General features: G+C 33.8%; 20 protein-coding genes, 1 tRNA gene and 1 pseudogene. 17 read left to right on the forward strand and 5 right to left on the reverse strand.

Annotated elements, in window-relative coordinates; genetic code table 11:
* Positions 1–196 precede the first annotated feature (196 nt).
* From terL to OPR42_RS03520, 4 genes and pseudogenes are all read left to right on the forward strand, one after another.
* Positions 197–835: pseudogene (terL, locus tag OPR42_RS03505) on the forward strand (phage terminase large subunit); the annotation flags it as partial.
* 100 nt (positions 836–935) lie between these two features.
* Positions 936–1,346, forward strand: coding sequence for an ankyrin repeat domain-containing protein (locus OPR42_RS03510; RefSeq protein WP_265041837.1), 411 nt, complete (start codon positions 936–938; stop codon positions 1,344–1,346).
* On the forward strand, positions 1,328–1,825 hold the full coding sequence (locus tag OPR42_RS03515) for a hypothetical protein (protein ID WP_265041839.1): 498 nt from the start codon (positions 1,328–1,330) through the stop codon (positions 1,823–1,825). Before OPR42_RS03510 ends, OPR42_RS03515 begins: the two co-directional genes overlap by 19 nt.
* Before the next feature lie 172 nt (positions 1,826–1,997).
* A complete protein-coding gene (locus OPR42_RS03520; RefSeq protein WP_265041841.1) occupies positions 1,998–3,245 on the forward strand; it encodes an IscS subfamily cysteine desulfurase in 1,248 nt (415 codons plus the stop codon).
* Positions 3,246–3,293: 48 nt separating this feature from the next.
* Here the strand turns inward: OPR42_RS03520 and rodA are convergent, their stop codons facing one another.
* Positions 3,294–4,397 carry a rod shape-determining protein RodA gene (gene rodA, locus OPR42_RS03525; protein ID WP_265041842.1) on the reverse strand — a complete coding sequence of 368 codons (1,104 nt, stop codon included), beginning with the start codon at positions 4,395–4,397 and terminating at the stop codon, positions 3,294–3,296.
* A gap of 45 nt (positions 4,398–4,442) precedes the next feature.
* A complete protein-coding gene (locus OPR42_RS03530; protein WP_265041844.1) occupies positions 4,443–5,891 on the reverse strand; it encodes a proton-conducting transporter transmembrane domain-containing protein in 1,449 nt (482 codons plus the stop codon).
* Positions 5,892–5,955: 64 nt separating this feature from the next.
* Between OPR42_RS03530 and OPR42_RS03535 the strand changes: the two genes are divergently transcribed.
* The 3 genes from OPR42_RS03535 to OPR42_RS03545 all read left to right on the forward strand — a co-directional run bounded on the left by OPR42_RS03535 (position 5,956) and on the right by OPR42_RS03545 (position 7,087).
* Positions 5,956–6,261 (forward strand): NADH-ubiquinone oxidoreductase subunit NDUFA12 family protein, encoded by a 306-nt coding sequence (locus tag OPR42_RS03535; RefSeq protein ID WP_265041846.1) that lies wholly within the window; start codon positions 5,956–5,958, stop codon positions 6,259–6,261.
* Between the two features lie 2 nt (positions 6,262–6,263).
* Positions 6,264–6,719: an outer membrane lipid asymmetry maintenance protein MlaD gene (mlaD, locus tag OPR42_RS03540; RefSeq protein ID WP_010404199.1), complete on the forward strand. Its 456-nt coding sequence runs from the start codon at positions 6,264–6,266 to the stop codon at positions 6,717–6,719.
* Between the two features lie 239 nt (positions 6,720–6,958).
* Positions 6,959–7,087, forward strand: coding sequence for a hypothetical protein (locus OPR42_RS03545; RefSeq protein ID WP_265041847.1), 129 nt, complete (start codon positions 6,959–6,961; stop codon positions 7,085–7,087).
* A gap of 123 nt (positions 7,088–7,210) precedes the next feature.
* On the opposite strand, the gene OPR42_RS03550 is transcribed toward OPR42_RS03545, so the two are convergent.
* Complete coding sequence (locus OPR42_RS03550) at positions 7,211–8,233, reverse strand: IS110 family RNA-guided transposase (RefSeq protein ID WP_264375440.1); 1,023 nt, start codon at positions 8,231–8,233, stop codon at positions 7,211–7,213.
* 210 nt (positions 8,234–8,443) lie between these two features.
* Positions 8,444–9,214 carry a glycine zipper family protein gene (locus OPR42_RS03555; protein WP_265041848.1) on the reverse strand — a complete coding sequence of 257 codons (771 nt, stop codon included), beginning with the start codon at positions 9,212–9,214 and terminating at the stop codon, positions 8,444–8,446.
* A 141-nt stretch (positions 9,215–9,355) separates the two neighbouring features.
* On the opposite strand from OPR42_RS03555, the gene elbB reads away from it, so the two are divergent.
* From elbB to dapA, 9 genes are all read left to right on the forward strand, one after another.
* A complete protein-coding gene (gene elbB, locus OPR42_RS03560; protein ID WP_265041849.1) occupies positions 9,356–10,054 on the forward strand; it encodes an isoprenoid biosynthesis glyoxalase ElbB in 699 nt (232 codons plus the stop codon).
* Between the two features lie 137 nt (positions 10,055–10,191).
* Positions 10,192–10,500: a hypothetical protein gene (locus tag OPR42_RS08805; RefSeq protein ID WP_406848677.1), complete on the forward strand. Its 309-nt coding sequence runs from the start codon at positions 10,192–10,194 to the stop codon at positions 10,498–10,500.
* A gap of 58 nt (positions 10,501–10,558) precedes the next feature.
* Positions 10,559–11,485, forward strand: coding sequence for a 4-hydroxy-3-methylbut-2-enyl diphosphate reductase (gene ispH, locus OPR42_RS03570; RefSeq protein WP_139686676.1), 927 nt, complete (start codon positions 10,559–10,561; stop codon positions 11,483–11,485).
* 249 nt (positions 11,486–11,734) lie between these two features.
* Positions 11,735–13,195 carry a hypothetical protein gene (locus OPR42_RS03575; RefSeq protein WP_265041851.1) on the forward strand — a complete coding sequence of 487 codons (1,461 nt, stop codon included), beginning with the start codon at positions 11,735–11,737 and terminating at the stop codon, positions 13,193–13,195.
* Positions 13,196–13,199: 4 nt separating this feature from the next.
* Positions 13,200–13,808, forward strand: a complete 609-nt coding sequence (locus tag OPR42_RS03580; protein WP_010406999.1) for a hypothetical protein — start codon at positions 13,200–13,202, stop codon at positions 13,806–13,808.
* Positions 13,805–14,593: a hypothetical protein gene (locus OPR42_RS03585; protein WP_010407002.1), complete on the forward strand. Its 789-nt coding sequence runs from the start codon at positions 13,805–13,807 to the stop codon at positions 14,591–14,593. The genes OPR42_RS03580 and OPR42_RS03585 overlap by 4 nt, the downstream gene beginning before the upstream one ends.
* Before the next feature lie 12 nt (positions 14,594–14,605).
* Positions 14,606–14,679: transfer RNA gene (locus OPR42_RS03590), tRNA-Arg, on the forward strand.
* 68 nt (positions 14,680–14,747) lie between these two features.
* Positions 14,748–15,230, forward strand: a complete 483-nt coding sequence (ssb, locus tag OPR42_RS03595; RefSeq protein ID WP_265041852.1) for a single-stranded DNA-binding protein — start codon at positions 14,748–14,750, stop codon at positions 15,228–15,230.
* Positions 15,231–15,239: 9 nt separating this feature from the next.
* Positions 15,240–16,127: a 4-hydroxy-tetrahydrodipicolinate synthase gene (gene dapA / locus OPR42_RS03600; RefSeq protein ID WP_026092622.1), complete on the forward strand. Its 888-nt coding sequence runs from the start codon at positions 15,240–15,242 to the stop codon at positions 16,125–16,127.
* A 79-nt stretch (positions 16,128–16,206) separates the two neighbouring features.
* Here the strand turns inward: dapA and OPR42_RS03605 are convergent, their stop codons facing one another.
* Positions 16,207–16,854, reverse strand: coding sequence for a hypothetical protein (locus tag OPR42_RS03605; RefSeq protein ID WP_230608965.1), 648 nt, complete (start codon positions 16,852–16,854; stop codon positions 16,207–16,209).
* Between the two features lie 404 nt (positions 16,855–17,258).
* Between OPR42_RS03605 and tnpC the strand changes: the two genes are divergently transcribed.
* Positions 17,259–18,611 (forward strand): IS66 family transposase, encoded by a 1,353-nt coding sequence (gene tnpC, locus OPR42_RS03610; RefSeq protein WP_264330462.1) that lies wholly within the window; start codon positions 17,259–17,261, stop codon positions 18,609–18,611.
* Positions 18,612–18,627: the final 16 nt, after the last annotated feature.

Genomic DNA, 18,627 nt, shown 5'->3' on the forward strand with positions numbered 1-18,627 from the left:
TTCAAGATATCTTTTCAGTATCATTGCATTAGTACATTCTTTGCAAAATAACCTGCAATTATTACTTTTTTAAATAACTTGCACTTTTCAGACTCCCTTTTCTTAAAAATTCACCCTAGTATTTACCATAATTATCAATCACTTCAAATTTTTTGTCCAATCTTAACTTCTCTTTCCCTTAACTTAATGGCAGTGGCTGCTATATCCCCTAGATGTAGGAGAAATTGAAATGATAAAGGCTGAACTTGGGAGTTACGCTTTTGCTGCTCAATATCAACAAAATCCTCTGCCACTTTCAAGTGGTATAATTAAGCAAGAATGGTTGAAACGCTATAGAAATTTTCCTGACAATCTCTTACATATAACTCAGAGCTGGGATACTGCAGTTTCAACAAACGATTCTAGCGGCTTTAGTGTCTGCACCACCTGGACAAAGGTGAATAATAAGTTTTATTTACTCGATGTATACCGTGCGAAGCTTGAGTATCCAAAACTTAAAGAACAAGTTCTATCACTAGCTGCAAGGTGGAAGCCACACGCAATTTTAATCGAAGCAAAAACAAGCGGTCAACAATTGATTCAAGAGCTAAAGACAATACCTGTTATTGAGATAGTGCCGCATAACAGTAAAATCGCTCGATTCCACCAGATTGTTCCGATAATAGAATCCGGCAAGGTTTTTCTGCCGCATCAAGCAATATGGCTCAGCGATTTTGAGTATGAAATTTTAATGTTCCCAGAAACCCGCCACGACGATCAAGTAGACAGCACTGTGCAATACCTTCAGTGGATGAGAGATAGTAGCTTCAGGGTTGCAGCTATACGAACATTGTGATTCAAGAGGCAATAATTTGCTACCCACAATTTCGATTATAAGCTCATTTAAAATAAATATTGATTTCTTATTTTAATTATTTAAGATCAGGGTAAAAATTATGACAATAAATTATCAGCAGTGGCGGGAAGTATTAAGTACGGTTAATAGTGATAATAAATTAGATAAAAGGAACGTAATTGAAAAAGTAAAAGGAGAGCTAAAGGCAAGCAATGAAGAGGTATTTAAACAGTGGGAAGAGAGTAATTTTTATGTAAATTATAAATTTGAAGTTGGAGATAATGAATTCACATTATTACATTTAACTGCTAAGTTAGGCTATACGAGCTTGACAAAGGCTTTAATAGTAACAAAAGGGATAGATGTTAATATAAAAGATAAGAATAAAAAGACACCTTTACATTTAGCTGCTGAAAATGATTATAAAGAGGTAGTAGATGCTCTGTTGGAAAAAGATGAAATCAGGATTAATGAACAAGAAGATAAGGAGGGATGGACACCTTTAATTTAGCTCTTATGAATGGCCATGCAGACGTGGTAGAATCTCTCGTAAGAAACGGTGCGAATGTTAATATAAAAGATGACTATAGAGTGACACCTTCATCTTTGGCTATTCAAAGAGATTATGTATTTACTCCGCCAAAAAAACGTGAAGGCTCCTATGTTAATGTGAAAAATCATGCTAGAACTGCTTCTAGGAATTTAACTAAAGAGGAAAAACAACGTACATCAGCAATTGCGAAAGGTTTTTTTGCCGGTAGTACAACTGCATTATCAGGTGTTTTAATAGCGAAAGCACTTTCTGCAACTGGAATAGTTACAGCTGAGTCAAAACCCTCTACACCAATAGAAGTGGTTGCAGTTATAGCAACAGGACTAGCAGTTGGTGGTGCTACATATATGATGTTAAAGCCCAGTACTAAAGTTGATGGAGTAGCAGTCTTAATGGATGGGCGTCAAGAAGCTGCTAGCACTAGTAGGGTTACCTAGCGCGTATTCGACCTAGCTGCATAAACACTGATCATAGAAAATGACATTACAGGGACACTGGAATAACGTAGGAGAGAGCGCTGACAACTTTCGTTTAGGCAAGATTATACCTTGAAAAAATTAAGCTTTAGTGCTATTAAATAGTTGTAAATTTTGTCTCTTTGGTAGCTTTATGAATGTTGAAAGTAAGAAAATACATGATACTAAAATAAAATTACCAATATTTCTCGATTATCAATCTACTACTAAAGTAGATCCTCGTGTTTTGGAGGTGATGATAGCTTATTTTGGTGAGTTTAGTAATGCACACTCTCGTAGTCATTCATTTGGTTGGACAGCTGAGGAAGCAGTAGAAAAAGCAAGGAAGCACATTGCTGATTTAGTGAATGCAGACAGCAAAGAAATCGTCTTTACCTCGGGTGCAACCGAATCAAATAACATGGCTATCAAAGGTGTTGCTCATTTTTATAAGAATAAGGGAAATCATATAATAACTGTCTGCACGGAGCATAAGTGCGTTTTAGATTCTTGTCGACATCTGGAAAATGAAGGCTTTAAAGTTACATATTTGTCCGTTAAGCAAAACGGAATTATAGATTTGTTGAAACTTGAGAAGGCAATCACTGATAAAACAATTCTGATTTCAGTGATGATGGCAAATAATGAAATCGGAGTAATGCAACCTGTCAAAGAAATTGGTGCAATGTGTAGAAAGCATAATATATTTTTTCATACAGACGCTGCCCAAAGCTTTGGAAAAGTTCCAATAGACGTAAATGAAATGAACATTGATCTTATGAGCCTTTCTAGCCATAAAATTTATGGACCTATGGGAATAGGTGCATTATATGTCCGTAGAAAAAATCCTCGTGTTAGGTTGACGCCACTAATTAGTGGTGGTGGACAGGAGAGAGGCATGCGCTCTGGAACAGTTCCCACTCCCCTTGCAGTTGGTTTTGGTGAAGCGGCACGTATTGCTAAAGAAGAAATGGGAGCAGAAGCAAGTAAATTAGAAGAACTGAGAGATATTTTGTACAACAAAATAAAAGAAGCATTTCCTGATGTTGTTTTAAATGGTGACTATGAAAATAGGATTCCTGGTAACCTCAACTTAAGTTTTCCTTATGTTGAGGGTGAGTCTCTTATCATGGCAATCAAGGATTTAGCAGTAAGCTCTGGTTCTGCATGCACATCTGCATCCCTTGAGCCTTCTTATGTCATAAGATCACTAAACAATGGCCACGATCTTGAGCATTCATCAATTAGATTTGGCCTTGGCCGATTTACAACTAAAGATGAAGTTCTATATGCAGCAGATCTTGTTACTAAAAATGTTGGACGGCTAAGAGAAATGAGCCCACTTTTGGAAATGGTACAAGAGGGAATAGATTTAAGCACCGTAAAATGGGATTCTCATTGAAGAATAAGACGTTAACCATTAGCAGAGTGATGGTTGTCTAAGCTCTTTCTATGGGTGAAATCGGAAACTTAGCTTTAAGTCCTTTATAGATGCCACGGAACTAAGTAGCAATCCTATACATATTAAGCTCGCAGCAGTTGTGCTTCCGCCATAGGATAGAAATGGAAGTGGGTCACCTATTATAGGTAAAAGGCCTATTGTCATTCCAATGTTTATAAAGAAATGAGCACCAAAAAAGGCGAAAACCCCGATAGATATTAACTTAGAAAAATAATTTTTTGACCTGTAAGCGATAGAGAATATTATAGCGAGGAATGTGGTATAGAGTAAAATCAAAGTCATGCTGCCTAAGAACCCCCATTCCTCACTAAGTACCGCAAAAGCAAAATCTGTGCGTTTCTCTGGCAAAAATCCAAGTTGAGTTTGACTCCCATTAACAAATCCCTTACCAAACAAACCTCCTGAACCAATAGCTATTTGAGATTGCTGTGCATTATAACCTATTCCAAGTGGATCTACTGATGAATCCAAAAATGATAATATCCTTTGCTTGTGATAAGGGCGCAAAAAAGGCCAAATAGCTGGTATTGCGAAAATGCCAAGAGTTCCAAAAATTATTAAATGAGATCTTTCCATTATTGCTGTGAATATAATTGATGCTCCTATAAACAATATTATTACAGCTGTTCCTAAATTAGGTTGCTTCAATACAAGGAATACAGGTAAGAAAATAATTATAAGTGGCTTAAATAAGCTTTGAAATTTCATCATTTTATACACACTTTGTTTATTAAAATAACAAGCAAGTGCAAGTATTAAGCCCACTTTTACAAATTCTGATGGTTGTAAACTAATTGACCCAATTCTTATCCATCTTGTTGCACCCATTATATGCGAGCCAAAAAAATTTACTGCTAACAGCGCAATTACTGCTACTATGTAAAAAAAATAAGCGTGCTTCAAATAAAAATCTAGCTCTATAAATGACATAGCTATAGCAAGCAAAAAGAAGAAAGAGAATATGACCAATTGGTGAATTGCAAATGGAGCCCACTTTCCTCCAGAAGAAGAATATTGCACAACAATGCCAACGCAAAACAGAGCTATTACGTTAATGACTAATAATAAGTGAATCTTCTTCAGCTTATCCACAGCAAAAACTTTACAGACTTTGAGATACAATAAAACATAAGAAAATCAAAAAGCAAATTTATTAATTACCAACCGAATTGGACTACTATATATCCCAGTTATTACCGTTAAAATTGCCATAAATAATAGACAAAAGAGCATAAGCAATGGTACCTCATTAAGTGTCATTCCAGCGTTTGATGCTGTACTGTTTTCAAAATATATTTTCTCAACCATTCTCCACATATATATTAGTGCAAGAAAAGAGCCAGCAGCAAAAACTGCAAGGGAAATCCATGCATGAGATTCGATAATTGCTTTCATCATATACCACTTACTTACAAAGCCATTTGTCAAAGGTACACCGATTAATGCGAAACTAAGTAGAGTAAATGCAAGTGTTGTATAGGGCATTGACTTTTTTAGTCCTGATAAATTTTCTATTTTTGTCATACCAAACTTATAAGAAATACACCCTGCAGTCATGAATAAAGACGTTTTTATCATGCTATGATTTACTATGTGAAGAACTGCTGAAAACAAACCTGCTTTTGAATTTAAACCCAGCATTAAAATTATATAGCCAATCTGACTGATACTGGAGTGAGCAAACAGTCTTTTTATATCTTTTTCGATCATTGCAGATATTGATCCAAATACAACAGCACAAAGCGCAAGGATGATCATCACGGTGCTTAGTGGTAAGAAAAATTTTTGCTGAAAAACAGTGTAAAAGATTCTGATAAAAACATATATCATCACTTTGGTTACTGTACCTGAAAAAAATATGCTAATGAAGCTAGGTGCTTCACTATATGCGTTAACCAGCCATCTGCTGAGTGGAAACAGTGCCATTTTGATTGAGAGACCAACAAAAATGAATAATGTACCAAGTCTTATGATGTTATTATCGTATAATGGTACTATTCTTTCAGCCATGTCAGACATATTGAGTGTTCCTGTCATAGAGTACAAAAGCCCAATGCCAAACAAGTAAAATGTTGCTCCCACAGTACCGCTAATTAGATATTCAAATGCTGCAACTAAAGCTTTCTTATCCCTTCCCATTGAAACTAAAACATAAGAAGAAAGAGATGAAATTTCTAAAAAGACATAAAGGTTGAATATATCGTTTGTTACTAAAATTCCGAGTAATCCACTTAGGCACAGTAGAAATAGAGAGTAAAAACCAGAGATTTTGTTTTTGCTAATCTCTTTTTCATTAATATGAAAGCTATAAAGCACACTAATCAGCGCTATAAAATTCACCAAAGTTAGAATCAAGGAGTTCAATATGTCAATTCTCAACTCTATTCCGTATGGAGGAGCCCAATCTCCAAGATAATAAGTTATAATTTCACCATTGTATGTTTTCACTAGCAACATTAATGAAATAAAGAAAGTAGCTGCCGTTGTAAAAAAAGAGATAAACCAGGACACCCTATGTTTCCTGGTAAGAAAGCAGAACATCGATGCAATTATTGGTATAATAACTTGTAGAATTGGTAATTGCATTAAACTGTTGTTAATACATCGTTAAAGTATTAGTATATATAATACTTTTTGTTTTAACACCTTTATGTTGTCTAAAATTTATAATGCAGTAACGAGACTATTGCGGAGAGAAGGTGAACTTATAGGAAGGGACGAAAACGGAAATTCTTACTATGAATCAAGTAAAGGAAAAAGATGGGTAATATATGACAATGTTTCTGAGCCTACAACAATTCCTCCAGCATGGCATATATGGCTGCATTATACTGATAATGCAGTACCAGTGAATAATAACAAAAGAAAAATTCCTAATTTAACAGGTACAAAAGATGCATACTACCCAAACCAAAAGGTGAAAAATTACTATGAAAGCTGGAATCCTAATAACTAAAGATGCGAAGGTCAAATATACTTGAAATAACTGCTGGTTCATTTGTATTAATTTTTACTGTTTTTCTTATCTTCTTCGCTATTGATAAATTATCTTACATAAAGAAAAACTATAAGGATTGTTATAAAATACATGGCCTTTTTACTGATGCTAACGGTGTAGGAGTTGGTGATAGTGTCAAGATCTCTGGTGTGGAAGTCGGAAGCATAACTGGTGTATCACTCGACAAAGCTACCTACATAGCACGAATCGACATGTGTATAAGTAGGGATATAAAACTCCCAGTTGATAGCTCAGCCCTAATCACTAGCAGTGGAGTTGTTGGTAGTAAATTTGTTAATATATCACCTGGCGCAGATCCCAAATTAATTTCACACGGTGGTAAGATAGCACACACTCAAGCTGAAGCAAATATGGGCGGAATAATGGATAAAATTATTGGCATGTTTACAAAGTGAGAATAAGAACACATAAGCCAACTTGGCCTATGTACAATTAAGGGATTTTTCTATCAATAGCTTGAAGTTGTTCAGCGTTTGAATTATCAAGATTTCTGCTAGGTTTTACATTCCTAATAATCTCAACAAATGCTTGTACTTTCAGTATAGGAGTGTTTTTTCTTACGTACTTAGGGAAGTGTTAAATAAACTGTGTCAAACCGAGAAGTAAAAATAAAATAGAAACAAAAAATGGAGGTTTGACAATCAGTCAAGCAAACAGAACTACCGGTTTGGTAGACTATAAAGAATTAGAAACAAATATCTTATCATCTATACGAGAAGGAAGATACCGTCTTGTCAGTCAACAAGAAAATTATAGAAATTGAATCTTAAGCTGTATTACGAAATCAAAAAATACTTTCTATCAACATATACACTAACCAACTACATTAAATAAATTTGTGTAAAATGCTATTTTACATAAGATAGAAAGTACGCATTTTTTGATTTTAAAGTACTAAATTCTCCTCCAACCGCTTTGCCCTGTAATTCTTGATATGGTCAGGATTAAAAGCACTTTTGGATTTTAGAACACCGAAAATGATATGGAGTAGCTTACGCATTGCAGCACCAACGATAGCCATATTATGCTTACCCTTTTCCTTTAATCTCTGGCAAAAACTAATAATGATAGGATTGTGATTCTTAGCTACTATAGCAGGAAAGAAAAGTGCTTTACGTAATGTTTGTGAACCGGATTTACTTAATCTGGGTTTGGCATATACAGAGGAACCTGACGTCATATTTCGTGGTATAACTCCTGTATATGCTGCCAATTGCCTGGCATCTCTAAAAACCTCTATGTCAGGAACTTCAGCTAAAATAGCTATTGCTGATTCTTCTCCTATTCCTGGAATAGTCAATAGAAGTTGAAAATTTTCCAACAATTCTTTATGTTGATTTAATAGTTCACGTACGGAGTTTTTTATTGTTTCTATTTTTTGAGCTATATTCATTGCAAGGTCTTCCCAAGCACTTGCAACTTCTTTAAGCAGTCTCTCTTTTTTTTCTAAGTGGTTATTTACTAATGTTAACTCATCTTTTAACGCAACTGAGCAACGATAAAGATGTTTTAATTTTTTCATTTCAGGAGAAGGTGGTGTCCAACTAGAAGGTTCCTGTCTTTGGCAATAATCAGCAATAACTTCTGCATCGGTCTGATCATTCTTTTGTCGTATCAGCTTACTCCTTGCATAAGATTTTATGCAATAAGGATTTACAACACTAACAGAATGTCCAGCGTTGTGCAGAAACTCAGCCAAAGCTTCGCTATAACAACCAGTAGCCTCCATGCAGGCTTTTACTTCTTCTACATTATGTTTTTGTAGAAAGCTAAGTAAACCTTGAAACCCAGAATCCTCGTTTTTAAAACTCCTTTTTCTAGTTTCACATCTTCCTTTTTTGCTTATGAACGAGAGAAAAACATCAAAGCGATCTTTCGATACATCTATACCTAAAAAGTTGTTGATCATATATAACCCCATGCGTTACCATTAAAAATGAAAAGTAAGGCTAGTCTTGTGAATACAGAATTAGAACCATTTAGGTTTTTCTACGATACCGTCCAGCCTGTACTCTTGAGAAGAGAACTCTTATCTACCTTACAGATTTTATATCTAAGACCACTGACAGAGTTCTTCTCTTCTCCATCTAATGCTTAAGCTTAAAACATTAGATGCTTTTTACAAGATACAAGATTGCTGCTCTTGATTTTGAAGCATTTTTATTATTTTTATTTCATTACTAAGCATTGTTCTTTTTCCTTCATCAGCTTCAAGATTCTTTTCCATTAAATTGCTTATTAACTTTTCAAAATTATTCTCTCTTGCTTGAATCGTAGGTAATTTATCGATCACATTTTTCACAAAACTTTTCACTTCTTTTCCCGATTCAACTATACCCTGGACTGCTTTACTGGTACCCTTACCTACGCTCTCTTTTATCTCACCTCTATGCTGATATATGGCATAACCAATAGCAGCTATAGCAACTAGTGCCATAAATCCTACAAATGCTGCTCCACCAACAATTAATGCACCGGTCACTCCTCCTACTGTTAATAAACCTGCTAGTGCACCCGTCAATGTTGTAAATGCTGCTACACTTATAACTTCTTGAGCTAACAGTTCATTGCCTAAAGTTTCAAGCTCCTTCTCCATGCCTTTTACTTTATTTACTTGTTCAAACAATATTTTGAATTGATTGTCGTCTTTCTCAAGATACTCCTTTACAATATCTATTGCGTTCTTCAAAAGATCTTTATCTTTTATCAGCAATTCAGATACATCCTTGATAGATGATTCGTCAAAAATTTCACCGCTTTTTACAAATTCATTTGCTTGTAATAGAGACTTCAATGCTTCCAACAAATCTTTTCTTTCACTAATGTATTTTACTACATTTTCAATGAACTCGTCCGAATTGGTTGGATTTGTTGTACCACCTTGTACCATATTCAATTCCCATCAATTATAAATATGCCTAATTATATATGCTAATTATTAATTATATTATAATTGACATAAAATAATTACTCCTTTCCAAATATGGAATTTGTATTACAATACCTAGATTATATGAAATCAAGGTATTTTATGGGTGAGAAAAAATTAAGAGCCGCTGTGGTTTTATCAGGATGCGGCCACCTCGACGGCACAGAGGTGAGAGAAGCAGTCTTAACTCTGCTTGTGTTTGATCAGCAGGAAGTTGAAGTCACGTGCTTTGCTCCTGATGTTGATATCACACAAGTTATGAATCACAAAACAAAAGAAGCAGTAAAAGAAAAAAGGAATGTACTTGTAGAATCAGCAAGAATTGCAAGAGGTGAGATAAATGATTTAAGAGAAGCTAAAGCTGAAAATTTTGACATGCTAGTCGTACCTGGTGGATATGGAGTTGCGAAAAATTTATCTGACTTAGCTGAAAATAAAACAGTAATGCCTGAGTTTGAAAGATTAGTCTCAGAGTTCTTTGTTGCAAAAAAGCCAATAGGAACTATATGTATATCTCCAGCCATTATTGTTTTAATTTTAAGTAGCAAGATAGGTAAAGAAGAAAGTAAGATTAAGGTAACTATAGGAAACGACAAAGACCAGTTGATAGAGAAGCTCGGCGGCGAACATATAACATGCGATACAGAGTTATCAATAGAAGATGAAAAACATAATGTATTTTCCTGCTCTGCTTATATGCGTAATGACGAAAGTATATACTCTGTATATCAAGGAATAAAACACATGATTGACAGTATGGTGAAAAAAATTAATAAAAAAACCAAACAACCATTTCTCTAAAGTGTAGTTTCTTATACAATTAATTATGTTATACTTCCAGTTGCATTATTGTTGTAGCCAAAGTAATCTATAGTTGCTTATTAATGATGAATTGTATTTAGTATATAAATTTAGTTCTTTTTTTTATAGATTTAAATATGTTAGATCTTTTTTATATTAAAAGTGAGTGTTGTATAGATGGTCAGTGTGATACTTATGCAGGAGAAGTGAGTATTAATGATGTCATGTTGGGCAAGTTTAGTCTAAATTCATACAGTGGGAAAAAAGCCATGGTAAATCTAGACATCGTTACATTCGATATCCATATTGCTATGGATGGCCGAGATGGAAGGACAATAACAAGAGACCTCAAGGGTCCTGAATTTGTAATTAAAGATGACGGTTCCTGGTATATTAACAAAAATCTTGGTAATGATAAATTTGAAATTATAGTAAAGCAGTCATGATATGAAACATAGTGAGCGGAGCTTGCTTTTTAGCAATGTTTACATACTTACTTAAAAAATGGAGATTATCTTAGCTGAACCACGCGGTTTCTGTGCAGGGGTTAAAAGAGCTGTAGACATATTAGCAATCACTTTAGAGAAATACAAAAATGAACGCCAAGTTTATGTACTACACGAAATCGTTCATAATAAGTATATAGTAGAGGACTTCAAGAAACAAGGAGTGGTTTTTGTAAGCAGCATAGAAGACATTAAAGACAATAGAGGAATATTGATCTTTAGCGCACATGGAGTGTCGAAAAGTATAGAGGATGAGGCAAAAAGAAAGGGTGTTCAAGTGATTGATGCAACATGTCCATTAGTTAGCAAAGTACATAAAGAGGCAAAAAGGTATGAGGATAGTGGTAAAGAATTAATTCTAATTGGACATGAAAATCATCCAGAAGTTAAAGGAATTATAGGAAGAGTAAGTAATCCTATATCTCTAGTGCAAACTATGCAAGACGTATACAATTTACAAATCAAAGATCCAGATAATTTATCTTATGTAACACAAACCACGTTAAGTATTGACGATACCAAAGAAATTATTGCTACACTGAAGCTCAGATTTCCAAGCATTACAGGCCCCGACTTAAAAGATATATGCTATGCAACACAAAATAGGCAGAACGCTGTTAAAAAATTGGCTAAAATTACAGACGTAGTGTTAATTGTAGGAAGCAAAAACAGTTCAAATTCAAACCGTTTATTAGACCTGTGCATTTCCACAGGAAAAAGAGCCTATTTGATTGATAATTATAAATGTATGAACAAAAATTGGTTGCAGGGCGCAGAAAAAATAGGAATTACTGCAGGTGCTTCTGCTCCTGATATATTAGTTGATGAGCTAGTAAATTACTTAAAAATAAATATGAATACAAAAGTTTCAGTCATGCCAGATGGATTCACTGAAAATGTTCAGTTCAAGTATACTAAATGGTAATGTGCAACAACGTGCGTCAAATCAAGTCTTTAGCTTAATTCAATTTTCAGTCTGTTGGAGAATAAAATATCAAGCTGAGATATAATTAATCCTCGTTTGTCAGGTTAAGTTGTGTCTAGCACAAATATAAAAAACCTTCATCATACAAAAGGGTTAATATTACTACTAATTTTATCAAAAACTTATAATATAAGTAATATTGTCATCTAATGTTTAATGAATTTCAATAAATTACCTTTTTAATTCTAGATGAGTATACACTTTGTTAATATGTTTGGGTCAAAACCCAAAAGTAAGTTTATGCTTTCTATAGGAAAAGAAGGCACAATGTTACTATATTTTAAAAATGATACTTTAAATAAAAGATATTTTGCTAAGGACAAAAATAATAAAGTTGTTTCTGACTTAATTTCATGTCTCTCATCAGATAAAAAAGCACCCTTATATCTGGTTCTCAATCACACTGATCAGAACTATTTGCTACAGTCTATCCCAAGAGTAAATAGGATTAGTGCTTATCTATCAGCAAAAACAAAAGTAGAGCATTTTGCTCATAATAACGATATAAATTCTATTCTCTTGGTCGAAAAGCCGAATAAATTTAATCAAAACTGGTGGTATCTATTTGTTTCATCAAAAGCAAATCATTTAATAGAATATTGGTTGGACGTGTTTGTTGAAATAGGCTCTAACTTTAAAGGAATATTAATGTTTCCTATAGAACTAGTCAGTATAGCAAAAAAGATTCTACACAAAGATCCTAGTAACTGGAAAATTATAGTTGCTGCAACTAAAACAGGTGGCTATAGACAAGTGGTTCTTAAAGAGAACAAAATGATATTTACACGTTTAATACCATTTACTAATGATAATTTACCAGGAATCATTGCTGGTGAAATATATCAGGAAGTGAAAAATACAATTCAATCTTTAACTAAGTTTGGATTTGAAAAAAATGACCCTATCGACCTTTGCATCATAGTATCAGAAGCTATTAAATCTAGTTTATCAGTTATAAATTTTTCAGAGAATAGTGTGAACATATTGACTCCATATGAGCTAGGTAAACTATTGGGAGCAGAATTAGCTATATGCGAAAAAGATAGCTTTTGTGATACTACAATTTTGTTCCATAGCTTTAAGAATAAGCCAACAGATGTTTTTAATACAAAAGAAACTAAAGAATTTTATCTATTCAATTACCTTTATTTAAACTCTCCTCGGATTTTTCTATACCTCCTTTTGACTTTAATTGTAATTAACACCTTTTGTTTGCGGAATTTGTATTCGAATTTTAATATTGCTGATAATTTATCTGCAAAGCGGAGTGCTTTAAATAACAAACTAATAAAACTTAGCCAAAGCTATAATGTAAAAAAGATAGATGAAGTTTACGATTTTATTAATATCAATAATATTTTATCAAAAATAGAGTACTCTCCTCTCACACAAGTTAAGTATGTAGAAAAGCTAAAAGTACCAGATGTAGAGCTTCAATTATTTGAGTGGAATTATAATGAGGCAAAAAGTTATATTACCACAACTTTAAGGTTTAATTTTCAATCTGGTAAAGACAGTTCTTATCAATACGAGAAACTACAGAAAAATTTAAACGATAATTTCCGTACTCATGATATTAGTATTTCTAGCTTACCTACTACTAAAGAGAAAAATCTATCTATTGATGTTGAAATAGGAGAGGCAATGTAGATTGATGACTATCTCTCAACTAAAAAGAAAAGCTACAATTCAGTGCATATATTACTTATTGTTATCTATTGTATTAATAGGGTTATCAACGTGTTTTATTATCTATAACAAAAAGGTTTATAATAAAAATCAAACTGCAGCTGAGGAAATACGCTCTATTAATTTACAGATCATTGAAATTCAAAAGAAAGAAGTCGTTCTAAATAAAAACCTAGATTTATGGAAAAGAATTTCTTCTTCAAACTTACATAGTAGCAGATACATTACAAATTTAAATTTTGAGCTTAACAAGCTATATAAAAAACACTACATGTTAGAACCTGAAATATCAATTTCTATACCTGAAGAAGCTGAACTCCACAATAAAAGTGAACATACAAAAGTAATAAGAAGTGAAGTGGTTCTAAGTTTAAGCTCAATTAGCGATAAGCATATTTTTTTATTTCTACAGTCTATTCCAAATCTTCCTGGTTATGTTATGATCAGATCTCTTACCTTGAATAAGCAGAGAAATATAGATGCTAAAGTTATAAACCAGATTTTAAGTGGTAATATGATAGAGATAGTGAGAGCTAGTATAGTTTTTGATTGGTATACCATATTAAGTAGATGAATATAAAGTTGTTTTTTATTTTTACGCTGCTATTTTTTAATTTTAGTGCATATTGCAATTGCGAAGATCTTGTAGAAAATATAGGGATTTGTAAAAAATATTCTTGCCAACAGCATATTAGTAATGAAGATTTTATTGAGCATAAAATATTAGGGTTAAATAGTGAAAATTTATGTGTATATATAGAAAGACAAGGCAATGATGAAATGGTCTGTCATCATTCTAATGATGGAATGATTATAGAAAAGAAGTACTTAAAAAGTATTTTAAAAGTTGGAAATCAAGAAATAAATGACTTCATTGATATAGCAAATTTGCGTGCGAAGGAGTGTTTTTTTATCAACAATTATTATATAGATCGAGACGATATAATAAAAGAGGCAGCAGAGAGTACTTTATCGCAATATGGTAGCATAAAAAGCATTTTTTTTGATGAAGAGCAGGTTAATAGAATAGTTAGTGAGATGGAAAAGTTTAACTTACAGTCTTCAGGAGTTACAGAGGAAGAAAATTTCAATTGTAAAGTAGTCAGTTTAGATTCAATTTTATACTTTTCCCCCGATACATGGAAAATATGGGTAAATGGAAAGTTGTTTATAAATACTAAGGATTTAAAAGTGCACTCAGTAACTGAAAATTATGTAACTTTTTCATGGGCTGTAAACCAAAAGATAACAAAAGAACGGATAAGCAATTCTAAAAATGTACATTTTGGACATGGAGGTATTATGTTTACGCTTTATCCAGAACAAAAATTTGATTTAGATAGTTTATCTATTAAATAATCTAATACATCTGCGCTTGTAGCTCAGTTGGATAGAGCGTTGCCCTCCGGAGGCAAAGGTCGTGGGTTCGAATCCCTCCAAGCGCGTTTTTAATTAAATTTGACAATAATACTCTCACATAAGATAATAAAGAGATTTATTTTAAAGCATAATTATGTCTAGTGGTACTATAAATAAAGTCATATTAGTTGGTAATTTAGGAAAAGATCCTGAAATTAGGACTACACAAAATGGAAAAGAGATGGCAAGTTTTTCGATAGCCACATCTGAAAGTTGGACTGACAAATTTTCTGGTACGCGCTCTGAAAAGACAGAATGGCATAATATTGTAATTTTTAGTGAAGGATTAGTAAAAATTGTTAAGGATTTTGCGCGCAAAGGTAGTAAAGTTTACGTTGAAGGTTCTCTGAGAACTAGAAAATGGACTGACCAAAATGGTAGCGAAAGGTATACGACAGAGGTGGTGCTATATAACTTTAATAGTGCCCTTACCCTTTTAGATTCACGCAACAGTATGTCAAACTCTGATTACAAGCCAAGTGAATACAAACAAAATGAAATAGAACAAAAAGATAAACACGGAAGTTTTGACAACGATATAAAAGACGAACTAATCGATGATGAAATACCATTTTAATAACTTCAATTGAAATCTACATTTTTATGGACTGCTTGTGTTACTCCTTTTAATTGCAGTGGAGATAGTATAGATTACCAAAGCTTGCAGCGTTTACTAACAATGCAAGCTGAAGCTGAAAATGGTGTAGTGTTGCTAGGTAGCACAGGTGAAAGCTTATCACTTACTGATTCTGAAAAGCGCACATTAGTTGAATTTGTATGTGAGCTAAAATTAAATACGAAAATTATAATTGGTGTACCAGGAGTGAATCTATATCAGACTCTTGAATGGCTTGATTTTTGCAAGGGTATGCCTATTCATGGCTATCTAATGACAACTCCCATTTATGCAAAGCCTGGAATCATGGGGCAAACTTTATGGTTTGAAAAGCTGCTTGAAAAAGCACATGTGCCAGCCATGCTTTACAATATTCCATCAAGAGCAGGAGTGAGTCTTCACGCTGAAACTGTACGCAACTTATCCAGCCACGAAAAATTTTGGGCTATCAAAGATTCAAGTGGCACCGTTGATACTTTAACTCAGTATAAGAAAGTTGCACCAAATATTGAGGTGTTTTGTGGGGACGATAATATGATATTTGATATGGCTGCTAAGGGTGCGGCTGGTCTGGTTTCTGTTGCTGCCAATGTTTGGCCAAGTGTAGTACATGAATATGTTAAGCAATGCATGAGCGGCAAGAACCCTCAAGCAGACAGTTGGCAACAAGCTTGCAAAGCTCTATTTACTGCCAGCAATCCAATACCTACTAAAGCACTTTTGCATGACATTGGGCTCATAGAACACAAAACTGTCCGCCTACCACTCAGCACAGAAGATTTGCCTTCTATTGAAACATTGAGGCAAGCTAATAAAATGATTCTTGGATGGGAAAATCAACTAGCTATGCAGGATTAGGAATTAAGCTGATAATTCAATTATACTTAACACAAAAAAATGGGCTAAATCCTCTTCAAAAACTTCTATCTATCGTCTCTTAAAATACTCTCCTGCACACATCCCCATCAACAATTTTCACATCACTATCAACTGAGCTACCTGGCTGTTTATTTCCTTTGTATATCTCCCCATCAACGGAACTACCTGGCTGTCTATTTCCTTCTGGAAAAAAGCACTCAATTGCTTTATCAATTAAGAAACTTAAAGGAATACAAGCAATCACACTCACTACAAAAGTTAAAGCACCTATAGCTGCGGGTGATGTAAAACCAAGAGCAACTAGTCCTGCTCCAACTCCAAAAAAAACACCAATAATACTGATAGTATTTGCATAATTTTTAATTTTATATTCAGCGCTGTTGCTATATTCTCTCAAAATTTGTTCATGTTCTTTGGACATGCCTTCTGGTATATCGTTGAGATTTGTAGTTTTTGAGAAAAAACAAGCCTTGATTAAGCCTACTAATAACATTGCAGAACCAATGATTCCACCTGCAATGAGAGGTGGCAAGTTAACATAACTTAGAGCTAAACCTGCAAGAGCCCCAGTAACAGCGCCCATTCCTAGTGCTATTGTTAGTATCACTATTGTGCCTGCTGCTAGTTCTAGTTTTGATTCAAATTTCTTTTCTAGGTTACTTTTTGCTTGCCTCGCCTCTTTTAACTGTTCTCTTGTATAGCTCATAGTATGTACCTTTACTTAAAATTAATAATATAATACTAGCATTTTTAGTTTATATAGTCAATTTATTAAGTAATTTTAATTGACTTTCAGCAAACTTTAGCCTTATATGTATGGTCCCAGAGTGTAATGGTATATAAAACATGAGAACAAAATGCCATTAAAGGAGAACTTATGATTACTGGATATATCAGAACAACAGAGACAATTCATAAAGCAATGTAAACTTTCTAAGTACTATAACCTCAACTCTAAAACTATTGTAAAACAGAAAAAAGCATTCATTTAAAAGAAAAATAACGTATCCGTTCAGAGGTGTGGCAAGGATAAAAAACAATTGACATAATATATTAAAGTAGTAATAACACAAAATGTTGATAGTAAAGTAAGGCTAGATGCTTCAATTGTTGATCAGTATTGTAGAGTTATGTAAAAACTTAGAGCAGAAAGTAGCAAAGCTTGAAGAAAAAAATAAAATCTTAGAAATAGAGAATGCTGAACTAAGAGAGAGACTCGGCTTAAACTCAAGGAATTCATCTTTACCAAGTTCAAAAGAGCTGTACAAAATAAAAAAAGACACACCAGAAGATAAGTCAGAGGGCGGCAGGAAGATAGGTGGTCAAGTTGGACATAAGGGGAATTGCCGAGCTAAAATGGAAGCAGATGAGGTGGTGAAGGTAGAGTTACCAAATAGATGCGAGTGTGGTGAAGAAATCGCAATATCGGAAAAACCATATGTCTATCAAAAAGTTGATTTACCAGAAATTAAGCCTTACGTAGTTGAGTATCAATTAGAACATGGTCGCTGTCGTAAATGCGGAAAAAGAAGGAGTAGCAAATTACCAGAAGGAGTTACACCGGATACCTTTGGTCCTAGAGTTAAGTCAGTAGTTGCATCACTAAGTGGGTTTTATAAGAATTCAAAGCGAGAAATAGCGAATATTATGAAAGACATCTTTAACATGAGTATAAGTGTTGGTAGTGTGTCCAATAGTGAAGCAAGGGTTTCGTCAAAATGTAAAGAAGCCTATGAACAAATAGAGGAAGAAATAAAAGCAAGCGAAATTTTGCATATTGATGAAACCAGTCACTACAACAAAGGCAAATTGGGATGGTGCTGGATGTTTGCCAACAATAAAGCAAGTCTTATGAAGTTAGCAGATACAAGAGGAATGAAATTTTTAAAGAATAGTGCATTTTGTGATTACAAAAACCTGGTAATTACTGACAGATATGCAGTTTACAACCACTTCAGTGATGAAAAACGACAAATTTGTTGGGCTCACTTATTGAGAAATTTCGAGAGGTTATCTCATAGTTGGAATAGTGAAGTAATGAGACTTGGCCATTGTTTAAAAGACGCAGCTAATGGATTGTTTGTATTAAAAAACGCTTTGTCAGAAAATGAAATTAGTATTTCAAAGTTCACTAAGCAAGCTAAAGAATTACGAAGATACATACAGTACTGCATGATAAAAATATCTTATATACTTGAAGCAAAAGGAGCTTCACGAACGGTAAAGGGTATTATAAAATCCGAGTCAATGATGTGGACATTTTTGGATGACCCAGAGAATATTCCATTAACGAATAACCATGTTGAGCGACAGATACGGCATTATGTTGTCTATCGTAAGAATTCATATTTTGCACAGTCAGAGCGAGGGAATAGATTTCTTGAGCGGATAATTTCGTTGTATCTGACTTGGAAACAAAAGGAATTAAACCCTTTTCAAAACCTGCTAGCTGTTGTTTCTTAAACCACACCTCTGAACG

It is taken from the genome of Wolbachia endosymbiont (group B) of Melanostoma mellinum, from assembly GCF_947251465.1.
Classification (GTDB): Bacteria; Pseudomonadota; Alphaproteobacteria; order Rickettsiales; family Anaplasmataceae; genus Wolbachia.